This is a genomic window from Saccharothrix isguenensis (assembly GCF_052936305.1).
The window spans coordinates 3798936-3814868 of record NZ_CP193626.1 but is presented as its reverse complement, the minus strand read 5'-3'; the positions used below and the strand labels follow the sequence as shown (position 1 = coordinate 3814868).

Here is a 15933-nt window from a genome sequence, read left to right as displayed (position 1 = left end):
CTCGCGCGCCGGAATTGTCGGATGCGGTTGATACGTTCCCCCCGGGAGCCGGAACGGGTCCGAATTGAGGAGAACACCAGTGGCAGAGGTGGCATTGCGGCCGATCGAGGATTCGGACCTCGACGCGCTGTTCGACCAGATGCGCGACCCCGAGTCGGTTCGGATGGCTGCCTTCACCGCCGAGGATCCCGACGATCGCAAAGCGTTCGACAGCCACATGTCGAAGGTGAGAGCCTCTTGCGACAACACGCTGCGCGGGGTGATCCGCGATGGACGCCTCGTCGGCAGCATCGGCAGCTTCATCATGGACGGTGACACCGAGATCACCTACTGGATCGACCGCTCGGCGTGGGGTCAGGGAGTCGCCGGTCAAGCGCTGGCCCTGTTCCTCGACACGGTTGACGTGCGGCCTTTGTACGCGCGCGCCGCCAGCGACAACATCGGATCGCTCAGGGTCTTGCACAAAGCGGGTTTCACGATCGTCGGCACCGAGATCTCCTACGCGCCCGCCCGGGACGCCGAGATCGAGGAAACCGTCCTGCGTCTCGATTAGTCGCGGGTCGCCGAGTCGGGAGGCCCCGGAATAAGACCCGCCGGGGTCTGGAACAATTGTTTCTCGACGAAGGAGGCTGTGTCAGGTGAGTGCCCACCACCAGGAGGTGCCGTCGCTGCTGGAACGGATCGCCACGACGATGTCGGAGGCGATCGGCCGGGTCCGTGAGGACCTGGCGGGCGCGGACCCGGTGGTGCGACGATCCGATCGCGCCGATTTCCAGTGCAACGCGCCGCTGGCGTTGGCCAAGCGCATCGGTGTCAAGCCGCTCGACCTGGCCGCGGAGATCGTGACCGCGCTCGACCGGGACGCGGTGATCACCTCGGTGGAGCCGTCCGGGCCGGGCTTCCTCAACGTCACCCTGCTGGGTGACGCGGTCTGGGAGCAGGTCGCCGCCCGTTTGGCGGACGCACGCCTGGGCGTGGGTGCGCCGGAGGTGGGTCGCCGGGTGGTGGTCGACTACTCCGCGCCCAACATCGCCAAGGAGATGCACGTCGGCCACCTGCGCACGACGATCATCGGCGACAGCCTGGCGCGCGTGGTGGGATTCCTCGGCGCCGACGTGCTGCGGCAGAACCACCTGGGCGACTTCGGAACCCAGTTCGGGATGCTGATCCAGTACCTCGACGAGCACCCGGACGCGGCGTGGCACCAGGACGAGCTGGCCGACGGCACCTCGGCGGTGTCGGCGCTGGACGGTTTGTACCGGTCGGCGCGCGCCAGGTTCGACGCGGACCCGGACTTCGCCGACCGGTCCCGGTCACGGGTCGTCGCCCTCCAGGCCGGCGACCCGGGCACGGTCGCGGTCTGGCAGGACATCGTCGCCGAGTCCGAGCGGTCGTTCCGCGCGATCTACGACCGGTTGAACGTGCTGCTCACAGCCGAGGACTCGGTCGGGGAATCGTTCTACAACCCGATGTTGGGCGACACGGTCGCGGAGTTGGTCGACGCCGGCCTGGCGGTGGAGAGCGACGGGGCGCTCGTCTTCTACTCGGACGAGGTGTCCGGGCCCGACGGCAAGCCGGTCACGCTGATGGTCCGCAAGCGCGACGGCGGGTACGGCTACGACACCACCGACCTGGCCACCATCCGCTACCGCCTGCGCGACCTCAAGGCCAACCGGCTGATCTACGTCACCGACTCGCGGCAGGCGCTGCACTTCCGGCTGGTCTTCGAGGCGGCCCGCCGTGCCGGCTGGCTCACCGACAGCGTCACCGCCGAGCACGCCGCCTACGGCACGATCCTCGGTCCGGACGGGACACCGTTCAAGACCCGGGCGGGTGGCACGGTCCGCCTGATGGACCTGCTCGACGACGCGGTGTCGCGGGCGCGGGCGGTCGTCGCGGAGAAGAACCCCGGCCTCGACCCGGCCGAGCTCGATCGGATCGCCGAGTCGGCGGGGATCGCCGCGGTGAAGTACGCCGACCTGTCGACCTCTCGGGTGAAGGACTACTCCTTCGACGTCGACCGCATGGTGTCCCTCATGGGCAACACCGGGGTCTACCTCCAGTACGCCCACGCCCGGATCAGTTCGATCCTGCGCCACGCCGGCGAGCCGGACACGACGGTCGACAGCACGGTCCCGCTGCAGCCCGCCGAACGAGCGCTCGGCTTGGCGCTCGACGGCTACGGCGCGGTCGTCACCGAGGTCGGCACCACCCTCGAACCGCACCGGCTCTGCGGCTACCTCTACGACCTGGCCCGCGTCTTCACCACCTTCTACGAAGCCTGCCCCGTCCTCAAGGCCGACGAGCCGGTGCGCGGCAACCGACTGGCCTTGTGCCGGCTGACCGCCCGGACCCTCGGCCACGGACTCGGACTGCTGGGGATCGCCGCGCCGGAACGGATGTAGTCCGTCCCTGCTTCCCGCACCCTGATCGCTGCCGCGAGTCCCGGGCCGCGGCGAGCCAGTCGACGGTCGGCCAGGGACATCGGCCCCGGGGCCGTGTCCCTGGCGAGGGCTGCCGCCGGTTCAGGGCGAGCCGCTCAAGCGCGGCCATCGCCCGGCACCCCACGGGCCGTGGACGTCCCTACCCCTGGGAGCCCTGGTCGACCCGACTCGGCTCACCGGCGGCGACGCCACGCCTGCGGCGCACCTTCCGCACCACGCGGTCCACGTACCAGTGCAGTACGCCGGGGAACAGGCCGAACGTCGTCACCGCCAGCCGGTTCGCAGCGCCGATGACCGTCCTGGACTTGCGGCGCTCGATGCCCCGCACGATCTCGACCGCCACCTGATCGGGTGGGAGCACCGCCATGGCGTTGGCGAACTCCTTGTACTCGGCGGGCAGGCGTGGTTGCTCGTACGCGTAGTGCGGCGTGTCCACGTCCGGCGGGCAGACGTACCCCACATGCACGCCGTGCGTGGTCAGCTCGTCCCGCAGCGACTCGAGCAGCCCGCGGACCGCGAACTTCGCCGGGCTGAACGCCGTGTAGCCGAACGTCCCGTACATCCCGACGAGCGACGAGATGCCCACGATCGAACCGCGTCCTCGTTCGACCATCTGCGGGACGACGGCCCGGATCGGCCACAGCGTGCCGAAGTAGTTGGTGTCCATGACCCGGCGGAACACCTCCGGGGACAGCTCACCGAAATAGCCGGGATGGGTGATCCCCGCCGAGGTGACGAGGACGTCGCACGGCCCCTGCCGCTCGACCAGGTCCGCGAACACGCGGTTCACGCCCTCTTCGTCCGTGACGTCGACCGACGCCGTCGCGACACCGCCGCCGAACGCTTCCAGCTCGCGTGCGGCCCGGTCCAGCCGCTCCACGTCCCGTGCCACCAGCGACACGCTCGCACCCCGGCTCGCCAGCAGCCGGGCGATCGCAAGACCGATACCGCTGGAGCCGCCGGTGATGATCGCATGGGTGCCGGGGCCGAGACCGCCCGCCCGGCGTCGCGATCGGTTCCGCTCCGCCTGCGGTCCCGTGACGACCTCGGACACCGGCGCCTCGCCGGCTCCCGCCACCCGGGCGCCTTCGACGGGCTCGTCAGAGTTCCGACCGGACATCTCTGTCATCGTGCGCGGCTCATTCCTTTGCGAAGGACTCGTTGCCCACCAGTGGGAAGCACACCCGCGGTCAGGTGTACTGCGGCCAGTTCTTGCCGATCGACCGAATCAGCGTCGGGTACACGATGCCGTACCGCAGCGGCTTGATACCGGCCATGTAAAGCTTCCCGAACGTTCCGTTCGGCTTCACGAGCGCGGTCATCTGGCCGTGGTAGCCGCCCTTGCCGTCCTCGACCCACCCGACGTGCATCAGCGAGTGCACGGTCCGGTTGGCGATCTCCGACACCCATTCCGTGTCCGTCAGGTAGACGGACCGGAACGGCACACCGGAGAAGTCGGGGCCCCTGTCCCCGTTCTTCAGGTCCTCGGGCAGCCGTTCGCGCAGGCTCACGACGCGGTTCTTGACCCCGTTCTCCTCGCTGTCCCAGCCGAAGACCTTGCCGAGCCGCCACCGGACCTCGAACAGGAAGTTCGTGGCCTTGCCCGAGATCTCATCGGTGTCGGGGGCGGTGAACCCCCGCGCGAAGCGGCCCAGGTCGTCGGCACCGCCCGGCGTCGGCAGCGCCCAGACGTCCTCCACCTTGAAATCACTCGCGATGTCGTGGATGCGCCACGGTCGCTCGGTGAACTCGGAGTTGGGTATTCTCATCAGGTTCTCCCCTTGCCGCGTGGTGATTCTCCACGGCAACAATACGGGACGGCATTGGACAGTCCGTGTTCGGCTGCTCACAGATTGCCCAACGGCCGGGGCCCGCGCGGAGTTGGCAGGTTCTGCGGCTACTTCGACGATCCCGTGCGCGGCAACCGACCGGCTTTGTGCCGGCCGGCCGCGCGGCCTCTCGGCCACGGACTCGAACTGCTGGGGAACACGCGCCGCGACGGATGCAACCACGCGACTTCGCAGCGCGCTAGACGACCAGGTACTGCTGTCCGGGCATGAAGTCGCCGAGCGGAAGCGCCTCGGCCCCCGACGCCAGCGCCACTTCGGTGAACGGGTCTCCGGCGTGCATGGCGAGCAGCAGCGAGTCGGCGCCGAACCAGCGTCGGTCCACCACGTCCTGTCTGGCGGCGGGCATGCTCTCGTTGAGCGCCCAGTTCGAGATGAACAGGTCCGCGTCCACCTCCGTCGTGCCGACCAAACCGATCGGCACGAGGTTGACGCGTCCGGGGGTCGGTCGAACGGGCGCGTCGTCGTGCAGCACGACCCGCTCCTCCCCGAGCACCGCCGACAAGTAGAGCCACTGCACCGCGCTGAAGATCGGGGTGTCGAAGATGACGCAGGTCGGCTCGCCGCCGTGCAGGGCCACGATCAGGCGCATCAGCGCGCCGAACCCGCCGCCCCACTCCACGATCGTGTCGGCGTCGTCGATCTTCCGTCCGGTCGCTTCCTGGTAGCGCAGCAGGTGGAACAGCTGGTGCACGCTGTTCGCCGACGTCCGGATGCCGCTGCCGGGCACAGGCACCGTCCGGGGGCCGCCGACCGGCGGTTCGGCGAGCAGTCGCTCGTCGGCGATCCGCGACCTCACGTATGGCAGTTCGTGCGGCAGCACCCGATCGTTGACGAACATCTGGAACGCGATCGACGGGTGGCACAGGAAGTCCCGCGGCGGCACGGGCAGCAAGTCGCGTTCCAGCTCGGTGTTGCGTTGCGCCCAGTCCGGACGCACGTACCGGGCGTCCACCCGGGGCCGGACCGCGGCCACCCGTTCGGCGAAGCGCTGCGCCAGTTCGTCGAACGCGGTGTCGTCGCGCGGTACGTGGTCGTCGCGCGGCACGTGCTGCCGGTCATCCCGCAGGCTCATGTCCGGTCGCTACCCCGCACGCTCCAGGTGAAACTTCGCGCCGCGCCGATCAGCCCGCAGACCGGACTGCCGCCGTGCCGGGTCAGGGCCCGTTCTTCGCGCGACGTGACATGGCTGTGATCATCGCTCTGGTCAGCGGGACGTCGAGCGTGCCCGCTCCGAGGCCGATCTCGACCAGGCGGTCGAAGGCGCGCCGGTCGTCGTGGGCGGCGGCGGTGGCGATGTCGACCAGCCACGGCCACCGGGCGAACCCGGCGAGCACGTCGGTGTGCCGCAAGTGCCGGCCGAGCCGTTGTCGCAGGGACCGGCGGTAGGAGCGGGCGGGGTCAGGTGTCACGGCGGCGGCGCCGGCCAGGGCGCCGGAAAGAACCGCGTAGTAGATGCCTTCACCGGTCAGCGGGTTGATGAGCGATGCGGCGTCGCCCGCCAGGAGCACCCGGCCGTGCGCGACGCCGGGCCGACCGGGGGACAACGGCAGGCGGTGCCCGCGCAGTGACACGGGTGGGAGGTCGGGAAGCAGGTCGTGCAGCCGTGCGGTCAGCTCCGCGCGGGTCGGTGGAGGCGTGCGGACGAGTTCGCCGTAGCCGACGTTCGCGGTGCCGTCACCGACGGGGAACACCCACGCGTAGGCGGGCCAGTGCGCGGCGGTCATGACGAGTCGCTGCTCGGCGGCCGGCCACGGATCGGCGCTGGTGTAGCCGCGCAGCGCGATCGCGGTGGTGCCCGCTCGCGCGCTCCTCGCGCCGCACTGCCGCCGCACGACCGACTCCGCGCCGTCCGCGCCGATGACGGTCCGGGCCCGGACGGCGCCGTCGACGAGCACCGTCCCGCCCTGCTGGACGAGCGTGCGGACGCGATGTCGCCGGAGGACCGCGCCCGCGTCCTGCGCGGCGCGCACGAGTCGCGCGTCGAGGAACTCCCGGGGGATCACGGAGGCCGGCCGCACGAAGCCGCGCCTGGCCTGCGTGCCGTTCGGTGACACGAGGCGCAGCGCGGTGACCGGCTGGGTGCCCGCCGAGAGTTCGGCGACCCCCACACCGAGGCCGGCGAGCACGTCCATGGCGTGCGGCGCGACACCGTCACCGCAGACCTTGTCCCGGGGGAAGTCGGCGGCGTCCAGCACGAGCACGCGTGCGGACGGGTCGGCGCGCAGTGCGGCGATCGCCGCCGCCGACCCCGCCGGTCCGGCGCCGACGACCACGAGGTCCCAGTCGGCCCCACCGGGGATCACTCCGCCCATCAGCGCGCGAGCTGGTCGACGACGGCGGCGAACAACCGCGGCGCCCGGACGGTGGCCGGCACGATCCGCCGCGCGAGTGCGGGGTGTCCGCGCGCCCACAGCAGGGTCTCGGTCAACCAGCGAGATCGTCGTGACGTCCGCTTCCAGGCGCGGTCGTAGTCGGAGGGCCGGTCCGCACGCAGGCAGCGGACGAGTTCCGCCGCGGTGGTCAGGGACAACGCGAGTCCTTCTCCGGTGAGGGCGTCCACGTAGCCGGCCGCGTCCCCGACGAGCAGGACGCGTCCCGCGACTCGGCTCGACGTCCGCTGCCGCAGCGGGCCGGCACCCCGGACCGACGAGACCGGCTCCGCCCCGGAGAGCCGTGCCGCGAGGTCGGGGAAGGCGGCCAGTTGTTCGCCGAACCCGCCGCGGACCGACGACAGGATCGCGACGCCGACCGTGTCGGGCCCGACCGGTGTCACGTAAGCCTCGGACCACGGCGCCCACGTCACCTCGACCGCGTTGGTGGACGGGGCGAGGGCGTAGTGGCGGCGTTGTCCCCAGCGGGGAGTGCCCGTGGACCTCGTGGCGTCGTCCTCGGTGAGGCCGGCCAGGCCGCGGACCGCCGAGTGCAGCCCGTCCGCCGCGACCAGGTAGCGCGCCCTCAGGCCGCCGGCCCGCACGTGGTCGTCGTGCTGCGTGAGGTCCGTGACCGCGATCGGCAGGACGGGCACGCCGTGCCGGTCCACCTCGGTGCGCAAGGCGTCGTGGAGCACCGTTCGCCGCACTCCCCTGCCGATGCCGGCGCGGAACGCGGCGTGCGCGGCCATCGAGCCCTGGCGGTAGGTGATGCCGGCGATCGGGTGCCCCGGCGGGTCGATCCCGAGCGCGGCCAGGGCACGCACGGCGCCCGGCATCAGCCCTTCCCCGCACGCCTTGTCGATCAACCCGGTCCGCTTCTCGCACACCACCACGTCCATGCCCGCTCGCGCGCATCCCAGCGCGACGGCGAGCCCTGCCGGACCGCCGCCGACGACGACCACGTCGTGCAGGTGTTCAGGCATGCGCCGACCTCAGCGCCTCGTTCTCCGCCCGGATCCGCACCGTCAGGAGCCCGGCGTTCAGCACGGTGAACACGACAGCCGTCAACCATGCGCCGTGCACCAGCGGCAGGGCGAAGCCCTCGATGACGACAGCCACGTAGTTGGGGTGCGAGAACAGGCGGTAGGGACCGTTGGTGACGCGGGGAAGCCCCGGAACGACCACGATGCGGGTGTTCCACTGACGGCCCAGAACGCGGATGCACCACCACCGCAACGCCTGCGACGCGACCACCAGCGCGAGCATCGGCCAGCCCAGGGCAGCCGTGAACGGTCTGTCCGCGCCCCACACCTCCAGCAGGCAGCCGACCAGGAGCCCGGTGTGCAGCACCACCATGAAGGGGTAGTGCCCGAACCCGGTCTCACGCCCTCCCCTGGCCAGGCTCCACGCCAGGTTGCGCTTCGCGACGACCAGCTCGGCCAGCCGCTCCGCCGCGACAAGTCCCACCAGGACCGCGTACCACACCTGGCTCACCATCGCAGCAGCACCAACTCGGCGCAGAAACCCGGCCCCATGGCCATCACCACACCCCAGTCGCCGGGGGACGCGGGCCGTTCGGCGAGCGTGTCGGCGAACACGTGCAGCACCGAAGACGACGACAAGTTGCCGATCCGGTGCAGGGAACGCCATGTCATCGCCAGGTCGTCCTCGTCCAGACCCAGCACCGACTGGATCGTCTCGATCACCCTCGGTCCACCGGGGTGGCAGATCCAGCGCGCGACGTCGCCGATCTCCAGCCCGTGCCGGGACAGCAGCAGCTCGACGTCCCCCGCGAGGTGCGTGCGCACCAGTTCCGGGACTTCCGCGCCCAGCACCACTTTCAGGCCCGTGCTGCCGATGTCCCAGCCCATCGCGCGTTCGGAGTTCTCGTACAGGTGGCTGACCGAGTCCACGACCCGCGGCCCCTTCGCCGCCGCGGGGTGCCGGTCGCCCACCGCGACCACCGCGGCGGCCCCGTCGCCGAACAGCCCGGACGCGATCATGTTGGCGGCGCTGGGATCCGCGCGCTGGAGGGTGAGCGAGCACAGCTCGACCGACACCAGCACCGCCACCGACCTCGGCCGGCCGAGTAAGAAGTCGTGCAGCCGCGCGATGCCCGCCGCCCCGGCCACGCAGCCCAGTCCGACCACCGGCAGCCGTTTGACGTCCGGGCGCATCCCGATCCGCGACGCGATGCGTGCGTCCAGGGACGGCACGGCGATGCCGGTCACCGTCGTGGACACCACGAGATCGACGTCGGAGGGCGCGAGGCCCGCGTCCCCGAGGGCGGCGAGGACGGCCTCGCAACCGAGGTCCACCGCCACGGACAGGAACGCGTCGTTCGCCGCCGTGAAACCGTCGAGGCCCTCGTAGCGCTCGATGGGCAACGCCAGGTGCCGGGTGGCGACCCGCGAACTGGTGTGGAACCTCTTCGCCACAGCGCGCGCCGCCTGGTCCGGCAGGCACAGCCGACCGAACATCTCGGTCAGCTCCGCCTGCGGATACCTGTGCGGTGGAAGCACACCGCGGACCGCCCGAATCGTCGTCATCGGATCCACGGTACGGCTTGTGCCTACACTCGTGCAGGTGACCGGCTTGCCAGCCGCACCGGACGGTGCGCCGCCGCGGGGGTGGACCGCGCGGCGGTGGCTCGGGCTGCTCCGGGGTCTCGCCGGGGCGTGCCACCCCCTTCCGGGGCTGGTGGTGACCGCCGTGGCCGTGGTGCTGGCCGCCGGCGTCGGCCTCGGTGCGGGGCGGGTGGTGCTGCTCGGCGCGGCGGTGTTCACCGGCCAGCTCTCGATCGGCTGGTCCAACGACTGGATCGACGCCGCGCGCGACCGTGCCGTCGGGCGAACGGACAAGCCCGTCGCGGCCGGTGCCGTCCCGCAAGCGGTGATCGCCGTCGCCGCGTCGACCGCGCTGGTGACGACGATCGTGCTGTCGGCGCTGCTCGGGTCGGCCCCGGCGGCGGCTCTGCTGATCGGCGTCGCGGCGGGGTGGGCGTACAACCTCGCGCTGAAGTCCACGATCTGGTCCGGCGCGACGTACCTGGTCGCCTTCGGCGCTCTGCCCGTCGCACCGTACGTCGCGCTGCCCGGACAGCCGTGGCCGCCGTGGTGGGTACCGGTCGTCGGCGCGCTGCTCGGGTTCGGCGCCCACTTCGCGAACGTGCTGCCCGACCTGCGGGCGGACGCGGAGACCGGTGTGCGCGGGCTCCCCCACCGGCTCGGTCCCCGGACCGGTGTCATCGTCATGGCCCTGGCGCTGGCCGCCGCGTCGGTCGTGCTCGGCGTCGCCCCCTCGGCCACGTCGACGGCGTTCGCGCTGACCGCGTCGGTGGCCGGGATCTCGCTGGCCGCCGCGACCGCCGTGGCCGCGGTCCGTGCGCCGCGGAGTCCCGTCGCGTTCCGGCTGACGATCGTGATCGCGGTCCTGGACGTCGTGCTGCTGATCACGAACGCCATGTGAGCCGTGGTTCCCTCCCGGTTCCGAGGCCTCACTCCGCTCGCGACTTCGCGTAGAACTCGCGGCCGGGGGCCGCGCTCAAGCCGAAGGCGACGATGTTGACCGCGACGGCCAGCGTGCCCGCCGCGAACAGGCGCGGGTCGTCCACTCCTTCGTGGAGGCTGTGCGCCAGGTAGAACAGGGCGCTGACGCCGACCGGACCGAACCAGCCCGTGAACACCGCTTCGCGCCACCCCAGCCCCAGTGGCCGGGCCAGCGCGAGGATGAACGGCAGTCGGCGGACCAGCAGGAGCGCGACGACGAAGAGGATGGCGGCAGGACCGAAGTCGACCCAGTCCCGCCAGGGCAGCACCGCGCCCAGCACGAGGAACAGCGGGATCACCGCGTAGCGGTTCACCGCTTCGTCGATGGCGTCCTGCGGGCCGCGTTCGTGCTGGTCCACCAGGCGGTTGTAGGCGAGCCCGGCGACGAACACCGCGAGCACGCCGTCGGTGTGGGCCAACCGCGCGACGCCGAGGACCCCGACCGCCAGCAGCAACGTGTACACCAGCTCCGGGCCTCGCTCCAGGCTGCGCTGCCGGGTGGAGGCCCGCATCGCCCAACCGGCCGACAGGCCGAGCAGCAGCCCGATGAGCACGCCTCCGACCACCTCCCAGCCCAGTCGTGCCGCCGCGTCGGCGAACCCGGTGGCGGGCAGCACGGACACCAGCGCCAGTCCGACCAGGGGCAGCGCCAGACCGTCGTTCGCGCCGCTCTCGGTGGTCAGCAGTCGGCGGACGCGGGCCGGCAGGTCCCGTTCGGCCGGCTCACCGGTGACGACCGACGCGGCCAGGACGGGGTCCGTCGGCGACAAGCAGGTCCCGAGGAGCAGGGCGAGCGCGAGCGGCAGTCCCAGCAGTAGCGCGGCGGCACCGGCAGCGGCTGCCGCCAACGGCATGATCACGAGGAGGAGCAGCACCACGGGACGGATCAGGGAGGTCAGCTCGGTCACCGGGAACCGCAGCGCCGCCGCCATCACCGAGCCCGCCAGCAACAGGCGGGCGCCCTCCAGCAGCAGCGGGTCGCGCAGCTCCGGCCCGATCTCCAGCAGACCCAGCAGCTGCGGCCCCAGGACGACTCCCAGCAGCAGGGCGACCAGCGGCTCGCTCAGCGGCATCCGGCGGATGGAGCGGCTGATCAGCGCGAGCAAGACGCCGGCGAAACCAGTCGCGGCGCCGACCAGGTACAAACGGTCCACGTCGGCCGCACCGCCCTCCCGGAGTTCGGACGAAGCCGGACCACCGGCCCCGTGTTCCCGGACCTGATGAGATCACGATCGGCGTGCCGACGCAGCGCACGCGACCGCCCGTCGTCCGGCGGGACACGTCGCGCCGCCACACGTGGCGGGTCGGCCTCAGTCGGCCGGCGCGAAGATGCCCAGCGGATCGCTGAACGGGAACGGCTCCGGCCGTCGCCACCTCACGACCATCACCGCCCCGGTCGCCACGCCCGCGATCGCGACCCCCACCACAGCCGCCACGCCGGCCACGACCAGCCACCCGGGGAACACCTCGCTCGCGACCGGGACGAGCAGGAACGCGGTGACCGCGCCGAGCAGCATCCCCACGACCTGCGTAACCGCGCCGACGCCGCGCCGGAAGGGCTGGAGGCCGACCTTGCGGGGCTGGCTGTGCTCACCCACCAGCCGTTCCCACCAGCGGTCGCGGTGCACGGGCACGATCTCCGCGCCGGCGCGGTCGACCCAGTCGAGCAACCGGGCCTCGGCGCCGTACCCGAGCAGTTCGAGGACGTGCCGCACCCGGTCGAGGCCGCGGCCCTGCGCGCGGGCGAACGCGTCCCCGACCGCGTCGACGCCCAGCACGGAGGCCAGCGCGCGGGCCACGTCGTCCGGCACGGTCGCGCCGACCGCGGTCTCCAGCACCCGGCCGCCGACGCGCACGAGCAGCCACGCCGCGCCGTCGTGCCAGGCGAAACCGATCGCGGGACGGTCGCCGGTGGTGGCCACCTTCATCCCGTCGCGCAGGCCGCGCAGGTGCTCCGGCGCCGGTCCGAGCAGGAACGTGCCGGACGTCGTGGGCACCAGCCGACGCGGGCGCGCCGCCCGGTCCAGCAGCAGGTCCCGCACCACTTCGGGCCGCTCCAGCACCCACACCACGATCCGCACGGCCGCTCCTGTTCCGCAAGTCGGGCGGAAGGGTAACCGCCCGACGAGCGGCTGTCAGGCCGCGTCACGCAGCGCGAACGGCACGGTGCTAACAGGTGTCGGCGGGCGGGATCGCCGCCGGGGTGAACTCCAGCCGGACCTGGTCGGAGCGGGGCAGCACGATCGCCGTGCCGTCCGACTGCGTCCACGCCCCCGGCACCAGGACGTACTGGTCCCCGGACTGGAGCAGGAGCTTGAGGCCGTCGTACCGGTACCGGTAGGCGGACTCGGGGCGTCGGCACTCGACCTCCGCGACGCCGTTCGCGGCGAAGTTGAGGCTTTTCGCGCTGAACAGCAGCACGTGCGGCATCGAGGGAATGGCGGCCTCCGTTTCGGCCGCCCGCCGGACGCCGACCGAGCTGGAGTAGTCGCTGACCGCCCAGAACAGGCCGATGCTCACCAGGACGAACGTGATCACCCACTCCGCGACGGTGGTGCCGGTCGCCCGATCCGGCGCACCCTCCATCACCCGGCGCCAGGAGAAGATCAGCAGGAGGATTCCGGCGGAGAAGCTCATTCCCGGCAGACCGGCGTAATCCTGGAACGGCCGCGGGTCGAGTGCGATCACCACGGCGATGCCGACCAGGACGATTCCGGTCACGGCGGCGATGGGCGTGCACACCCGCAGGATCGCGAGCCACGTGCTCTCGGCCAGCCGGGCGCGCAGGTAGGCGATCACGCACATCACGATGAGCGCCGACGCCGATATCACCGCGAGCGGGATGTAGATCCCGTCGGCACCGCGGACCAGGATGATGTCGGTGCTCTCACCGAGCAGCGTGTAGTGCACGCCGAAATGCGCGAAGAACACCTGGGTGTAGAGGAACCCGAAGTGGAACACCAGGGCGGTCAGCAGGGTCGCGTTGGCGAGCACCGAGCCGACGACTTTCAGCGCGCGTGCCGGTCCCGACTCCCCGGCGTCGTCCGGCGGCCCCTCGCCGTTGGCGTGCTGCACCCGCTGCGCGATCCGCCGCACCTTCACGCCCGGCACGGGTACCGGCGGACGGCCGCGGCGGTCGAGCAGGCCGGCCACGGTCAACCGCCATCGGGGCTCGTCGCGGGCACGGTGGTCCGCTCAGGGGCCTGCGCGGTGTCCTGCGTCGTCGTGGTCGTCCGCTCGGTGGTGGTGGTCGTCGTCGTGACCTTGGACCCGGCCTCGTTCTCCGAGCACTGGTTCTTCACCTCGATGGTGATCACCATGCCGCGATAGGGCGGCTCGGGCCAGTCCGTCTCCCCGACCGAGCAGTCCTCGCCGACGAAGTCGGGTTCGTCGAGGTAGATCACGGAGAACGTGACGTCGCAGAGGTCCGCTCCGCATTCGGCTCGGAGCACGTCGCGGAAATGCTCGCGCCGTTCGGCGAGCGTCGCGTTCCGCTGGGTCGGGTTGAACTTGATCGGACTGCCCAGCGCCCCCGGTTTCTTGCCCTTGGTGGCCGTTCCGGTCGTCCCGCCTCTCGTGGGATCGCCCGTGGCCGTGCCTTCATCATCGGTGCCTTCATCATCGGTGCCTTCATCATCGGTGCCTTCATCATCGGTGCCGTCACCGTCGGTGCCGTCACCACCAGTGGGCTCGGCGCCCGGCTGGTCCGTCCCGTTCTCCGCCGAGGACTGCGAATTGTCCTGGGCGATCTCGTCGCCGGGTGCCGGACGGCTCCCGCACCCGGCCGTGACGACCGCGAGAATGACCAACGAACCGATTACCCCGTGCCACCGCATCGTTCTCACCTCCGAGGGGAACAACAACCCCTACGGGAGGAAAGAGACACCGGCACCCAAGCGGGATACACGACGGTCACAATCACCGCTGGAGCACCAGCGCCTGCCAAGGTCCGAGTTCCACCCGGCCGGTCGAGATTCGGAGGTCGTCCGTGTTCGCCAGGACCACGTCGGATGCGGACCACCCGGGCTCCAGCTCGGCAGCCTGGGTGGTGCCGCTGAGGTTGGCCACCACGAGCAGCCGGGTGTCGTTCAGCGTGCGTTCGTAGGCGTAGACGTGCGGGTGGTCGGGCAGGAGCATGCGAAAGTCGCCCAGGGCCACGACGGGCAGCTCGTGCCGCAGCTCGATCAGCCGCCGGTAGTGGTTGAAGACCGACTCCGGGTCGTCGTACTGGGCCTCGGCGTTGAGCCACGTGTGGTTGGGGTTGACCGCGAGCCACGGCTCACCGGTGGTGAACCCTGCGTGGGGCGTCGAGTCCCACTGCACGGGTGTGCGGGCGTTGTCGCGGCCCATCGCGCGCAGGCCCCGCAACACCGACTCCGGGTCGCCGCCAGCCGCCAGCGAGTGCCGGTAGTGGTTGAGCGACTCGACGTCGCGCAGCTCGCCCACGCCGCCGAACGGCGCGTTGGTCATCCCCAGCTCTTCACCCTGGTAGACGTACGGCGTGCCGCGGTGCAGGTGCAGCACGGTGGCCAACGCGGTCGCCGACTCGCGCCGGAACTCGCCGTCGTCGCCGAACCGCGACACCACCCGGGGCTGGTCGTGGTTGTTCCAGTACAGGCTGTTCCAGCCCGTGTCGCCCAGCGCCGTCTGCCACCGGCCCAGCGACGCCTTCAGGTCGCGCAGGTCCAGCGGCTTCGGGTCGAACTTGCCGCCGGGGCCGTGGTCGAGCGACACGTGCTCGAACTGGAACACCATGTCCAGCTCGCGCCGCGCCGGATCGGTGAACAGCTTCGCCTGCTCCAGCGTGACGCCGGGCATCTCGCCCACCGTCAGCAGGTCACCCGACCGACCCTCGAACACCTCGCGGTGCATCTCCTGGATGAACTCGTGGATGCGAGGACCGTTGCCGTAGTGCGGGAAGCCGTCACCGAGGCCGCCGGCGCCCGTCGTCGCGCCGTCCGGCAGCGCCGGGTCCTTCGAGATCAGGTTGATGACGTCCATCCTGAACCCGTTCACGCCCCGGTCCAGCCACCACCGCATCATCGCGTAGACCGCCTGCCGGACCTCCGGGTTCTCCCAGTTCAGGTCCGGCTGCTTGCGGTCGAACAGGTGCAGGTAGTACTCCCCCGTCGTCTCGTCCAACGTCCACGACGGGCCGAGGAAGAACGACGCCCAGTTCGTCGGCTCCGCACCGGGCTGCCCGGCCTCGAAGCCCTCCCGGGCCGGACGCCACCAGTACCAGTCCCGCTTCGGGTTGTCCTTCGACGACCGCGACTCGACGAACCACGGGTGCTCGTCGGAGGTGTGGTTGACCACCAGGTCCATCACCAGCTTCATGCCCCGTGCGTGCACCTCGGCCAGCAGCCGGTCGAAGTCCTCCAGCGTGCCGAACACCGGGTCGATCGCCTGGTAGTCCGAGATGTCGTACCCGTTGTCGGCGTGCGGCGAGGCGTACACCGGCGACAGCCACACCACGTCCACACCGAGCCGTTCCAGGTGGTCCAGCCGTGACGTCAGCCCGGCCAGGTCGCCCACGCCGTCACCGTTCGAGTCGGCGAAGCTGCGCGGGTACACCTGGTACACCACGGCCGAGGTCCACCACGCGGGGGTGGTTTCGGTCGTGCCGGTCTGGTCGAGTGTCATCGGCGTCCTCTCCGGGGTCGGGTCACAAGTCACCCCCAGTCCACCATTCCACGCACGGGCGTGCACGGAAGTCGAC

General features: G+C 71.3%; 15 protein-coding genes. 3 read left to right on the top strand and 12 right to left on the bottom strand.

The genetic code is table 11. The features are described from left to right. The first annotated feature begins 79 nt into the window (after positions 1-79). Entirely contained in the window at positions 80-553 is a 474-nt protein-coding gene (locus tag ACRAKI_RS17335; RefSeq protein ID WP_447008134.1) for a GNAT family N-acetyltransferase, read from the top strand. Between the two features lie 85 nt (positions 554-638). Further along, a complete protein-coding gene (gene argS / locus ACRAKI_RS17330) occupies positions 639-2405 on the top strand; it encodes an arginine--tRNA ligase (protein WP_447008133.1) in 1767 nt (588 codons plus the stop codon). Positions 2406-2583: 178 nt separating this feature from the next. Here argS and ACRAKI_RS17325 read toward each other — a convergent pair whose 3' ends face one another. From ACRAKI_RS17325 to ACRAKI_RS17295, 7 genes are all read right to left on the bottom strand, one after another. Then, positions 2584-3564, bottom strand: coding sequence for an SDR family oxidoreductase (locus ACRAKI_RS17325; protein ID WP_447008132.1), 981 nt, complete (start codon positions 3562-3564; stop codon positions 2584-2586). Positions 3565-3634: 70 nt separating this feature from the next. Further along, the gene (locus ACRAKI_RS17320; RefSeq protein ID WP_447008131.1) at positions 3635-4213 is read right to left on the bottom strand and encodes a DUF2867 domain-containing protein; all 579 of its coding nucleotides are present in this window, start codon (positions 4211-4213) and stop codon (positions 3635-3637) included. A 259-nt stretch (positions 4214-4472) separates the two neighbouring features. Continuing rightward, the gene (locus ACRAKI_RS17315; RefSeq protein ID WP_447008130.1) at positions 4473-5366 is read right to left on the bottom strand and encodes a hypothetical protein; all 894 of its coding nucleotides are present in this window, start codon (positions 5364-5366) and stop codon (positions 4473-4475) included. Positions 5367-5448: 82 nt separating this feature from the next. Beyond that, the gene (locus ACRAKI_RS17310; protein WP_447008129.1) at positions 5449-6606 is read right to left on the bottom strand and encodes a geranylgeranyl reductase family protein; all 1158 of its coding nucleotides are present in this window, start codon (positions 6604-6606) and stop codon (positions 5449-5451) included. Beyond that, positions 6606-7649, bottom strand: a complete 1044-nt coding sequence (locus ACRAKI_RS17305; protein WP_447008128.1) for an NAD(P)/FAD-dependent oxidoreductase — start codon at positions 7647-7649, stop codon at positions 6606-6608. The genes ACRAKI_RS17310 and ACRAKI_RS17305 overlap by 1 nt, the downstream gene beginning before the upstream one ends. After that, on the bottom strand, positions 7642-8163 hold the full coding sequence (locus ACRAKI_RS17300; RefSeq protein WP_447008127.1) for an isoprenylcysteine carboxyl methyltransferase family protein: 522 nt from the start codon (positions 8161-8163) through the stop codon (positions 7642-7644). Before ACRAKI_RS17300 ends, ACRAKI_RS17305 begins: the two co-directional genes overlap by 8 nt. Further along, positions 8157-9215, bottom strand: a complete 1059-nt coding sequence (locus tag ACRAKI_RS17295) for a type III polyketide synthase (protein ID WP_447008126.1) — start codon at positions 9213-9215, stop codon at positions 8157-8159. The genes ACRAKI_RS17300 and ACRAKI_RS17295 overlap by 7 nt, the downstream gene beginning before the upstream one ends. Positions 9216-9252: 37 nt before the next feature. On the opposite strand from ACRAKI_RS17295, the gene ACRAKI_RS17290 reads away from it, so the two are divergent. Beyond that, complete coding sequence (locus tag ACRAKI_RS17290) at positions 9253-10134, top strand: UbiA family prenyltransferase (RefSeq protein ID WP_447008125.1); 882 nt, start codon at positions 9253-9255, stop codon at positions 10132-10134. Positions 10135-10162: 28 nt separating this feature from the next. Here the strand turns inward: ACRAKI_RS17290 and ACRAKI_RS17285 are convergent, their stop codons facing one another. The 5 genes from ACRAKI_RS17285 to ACRAKI_RS17265 form a co-directional block, all read right to left on the bottom strand. Beyond that, positions 10163-11368, bottom strand: coding sequence for a cation:proton antiporter domain-containing protein (locus ACRAKI_RS17285; RefSeq protein ID WP_447008124.1), 1206 nt, complete (start codon positions 11366-11368; stop codon positions 10163-10165). 156 nt (positions 11369-11524) lie between these two features. Beyond that, positions 11525-12295 carry a hypothetical protein gene (locus tag ACRAKI_RS17280; RefSeq protein WP_447008123.1) on the bottom strand — a complete coding sequence of 257 codons (771 nt, stop codon included), beginning with the start codon at positions 12293-12295 and terminating at the stop codon, positions 11525-11527. An 88-nt stretch (positions 12296-12383) separates the two neighbouring features. Further along, positions 12384-13367, bottom strand: coding sequence for a hypothetical protein (locus tag ACRAKI_RS17275; RefSeq protein WP_447008439.1), 984 nt, complete (start codon positions 13365-13367; stop codon positions 12384-12386). Between the two features lie 2 nt (positions 13368-13369). Continuing rightward, the gene (locus ACRAKI_RS17270) at positions 13370-14023 is read right to left on the bottom strand and encodes a hypothetical protein (RefSeq protein ID WP_447008122.1); all 654 of its coding nucleotides are present in this window, start codon (positions 14021-14023) and stop codon (positions 13370-13372) included. A 109-nt stretch (positions 14024-14132) separates the two neighbouring features. After that, positions 14133-15857 carry a glycoside hydrolase family 13 protein gene (locus ACRAKI_RS17265; protein ID WP_447008121.1) on the bottom strand — a complete coding sequence of 575 codons (1725 nt, stop codon included), beginning with the start codon at positions 15855-15857 and terminating at the stop codon, positions 14133-14135. Positions 15858-15933 lie beyond the last annotated feature (76 nt).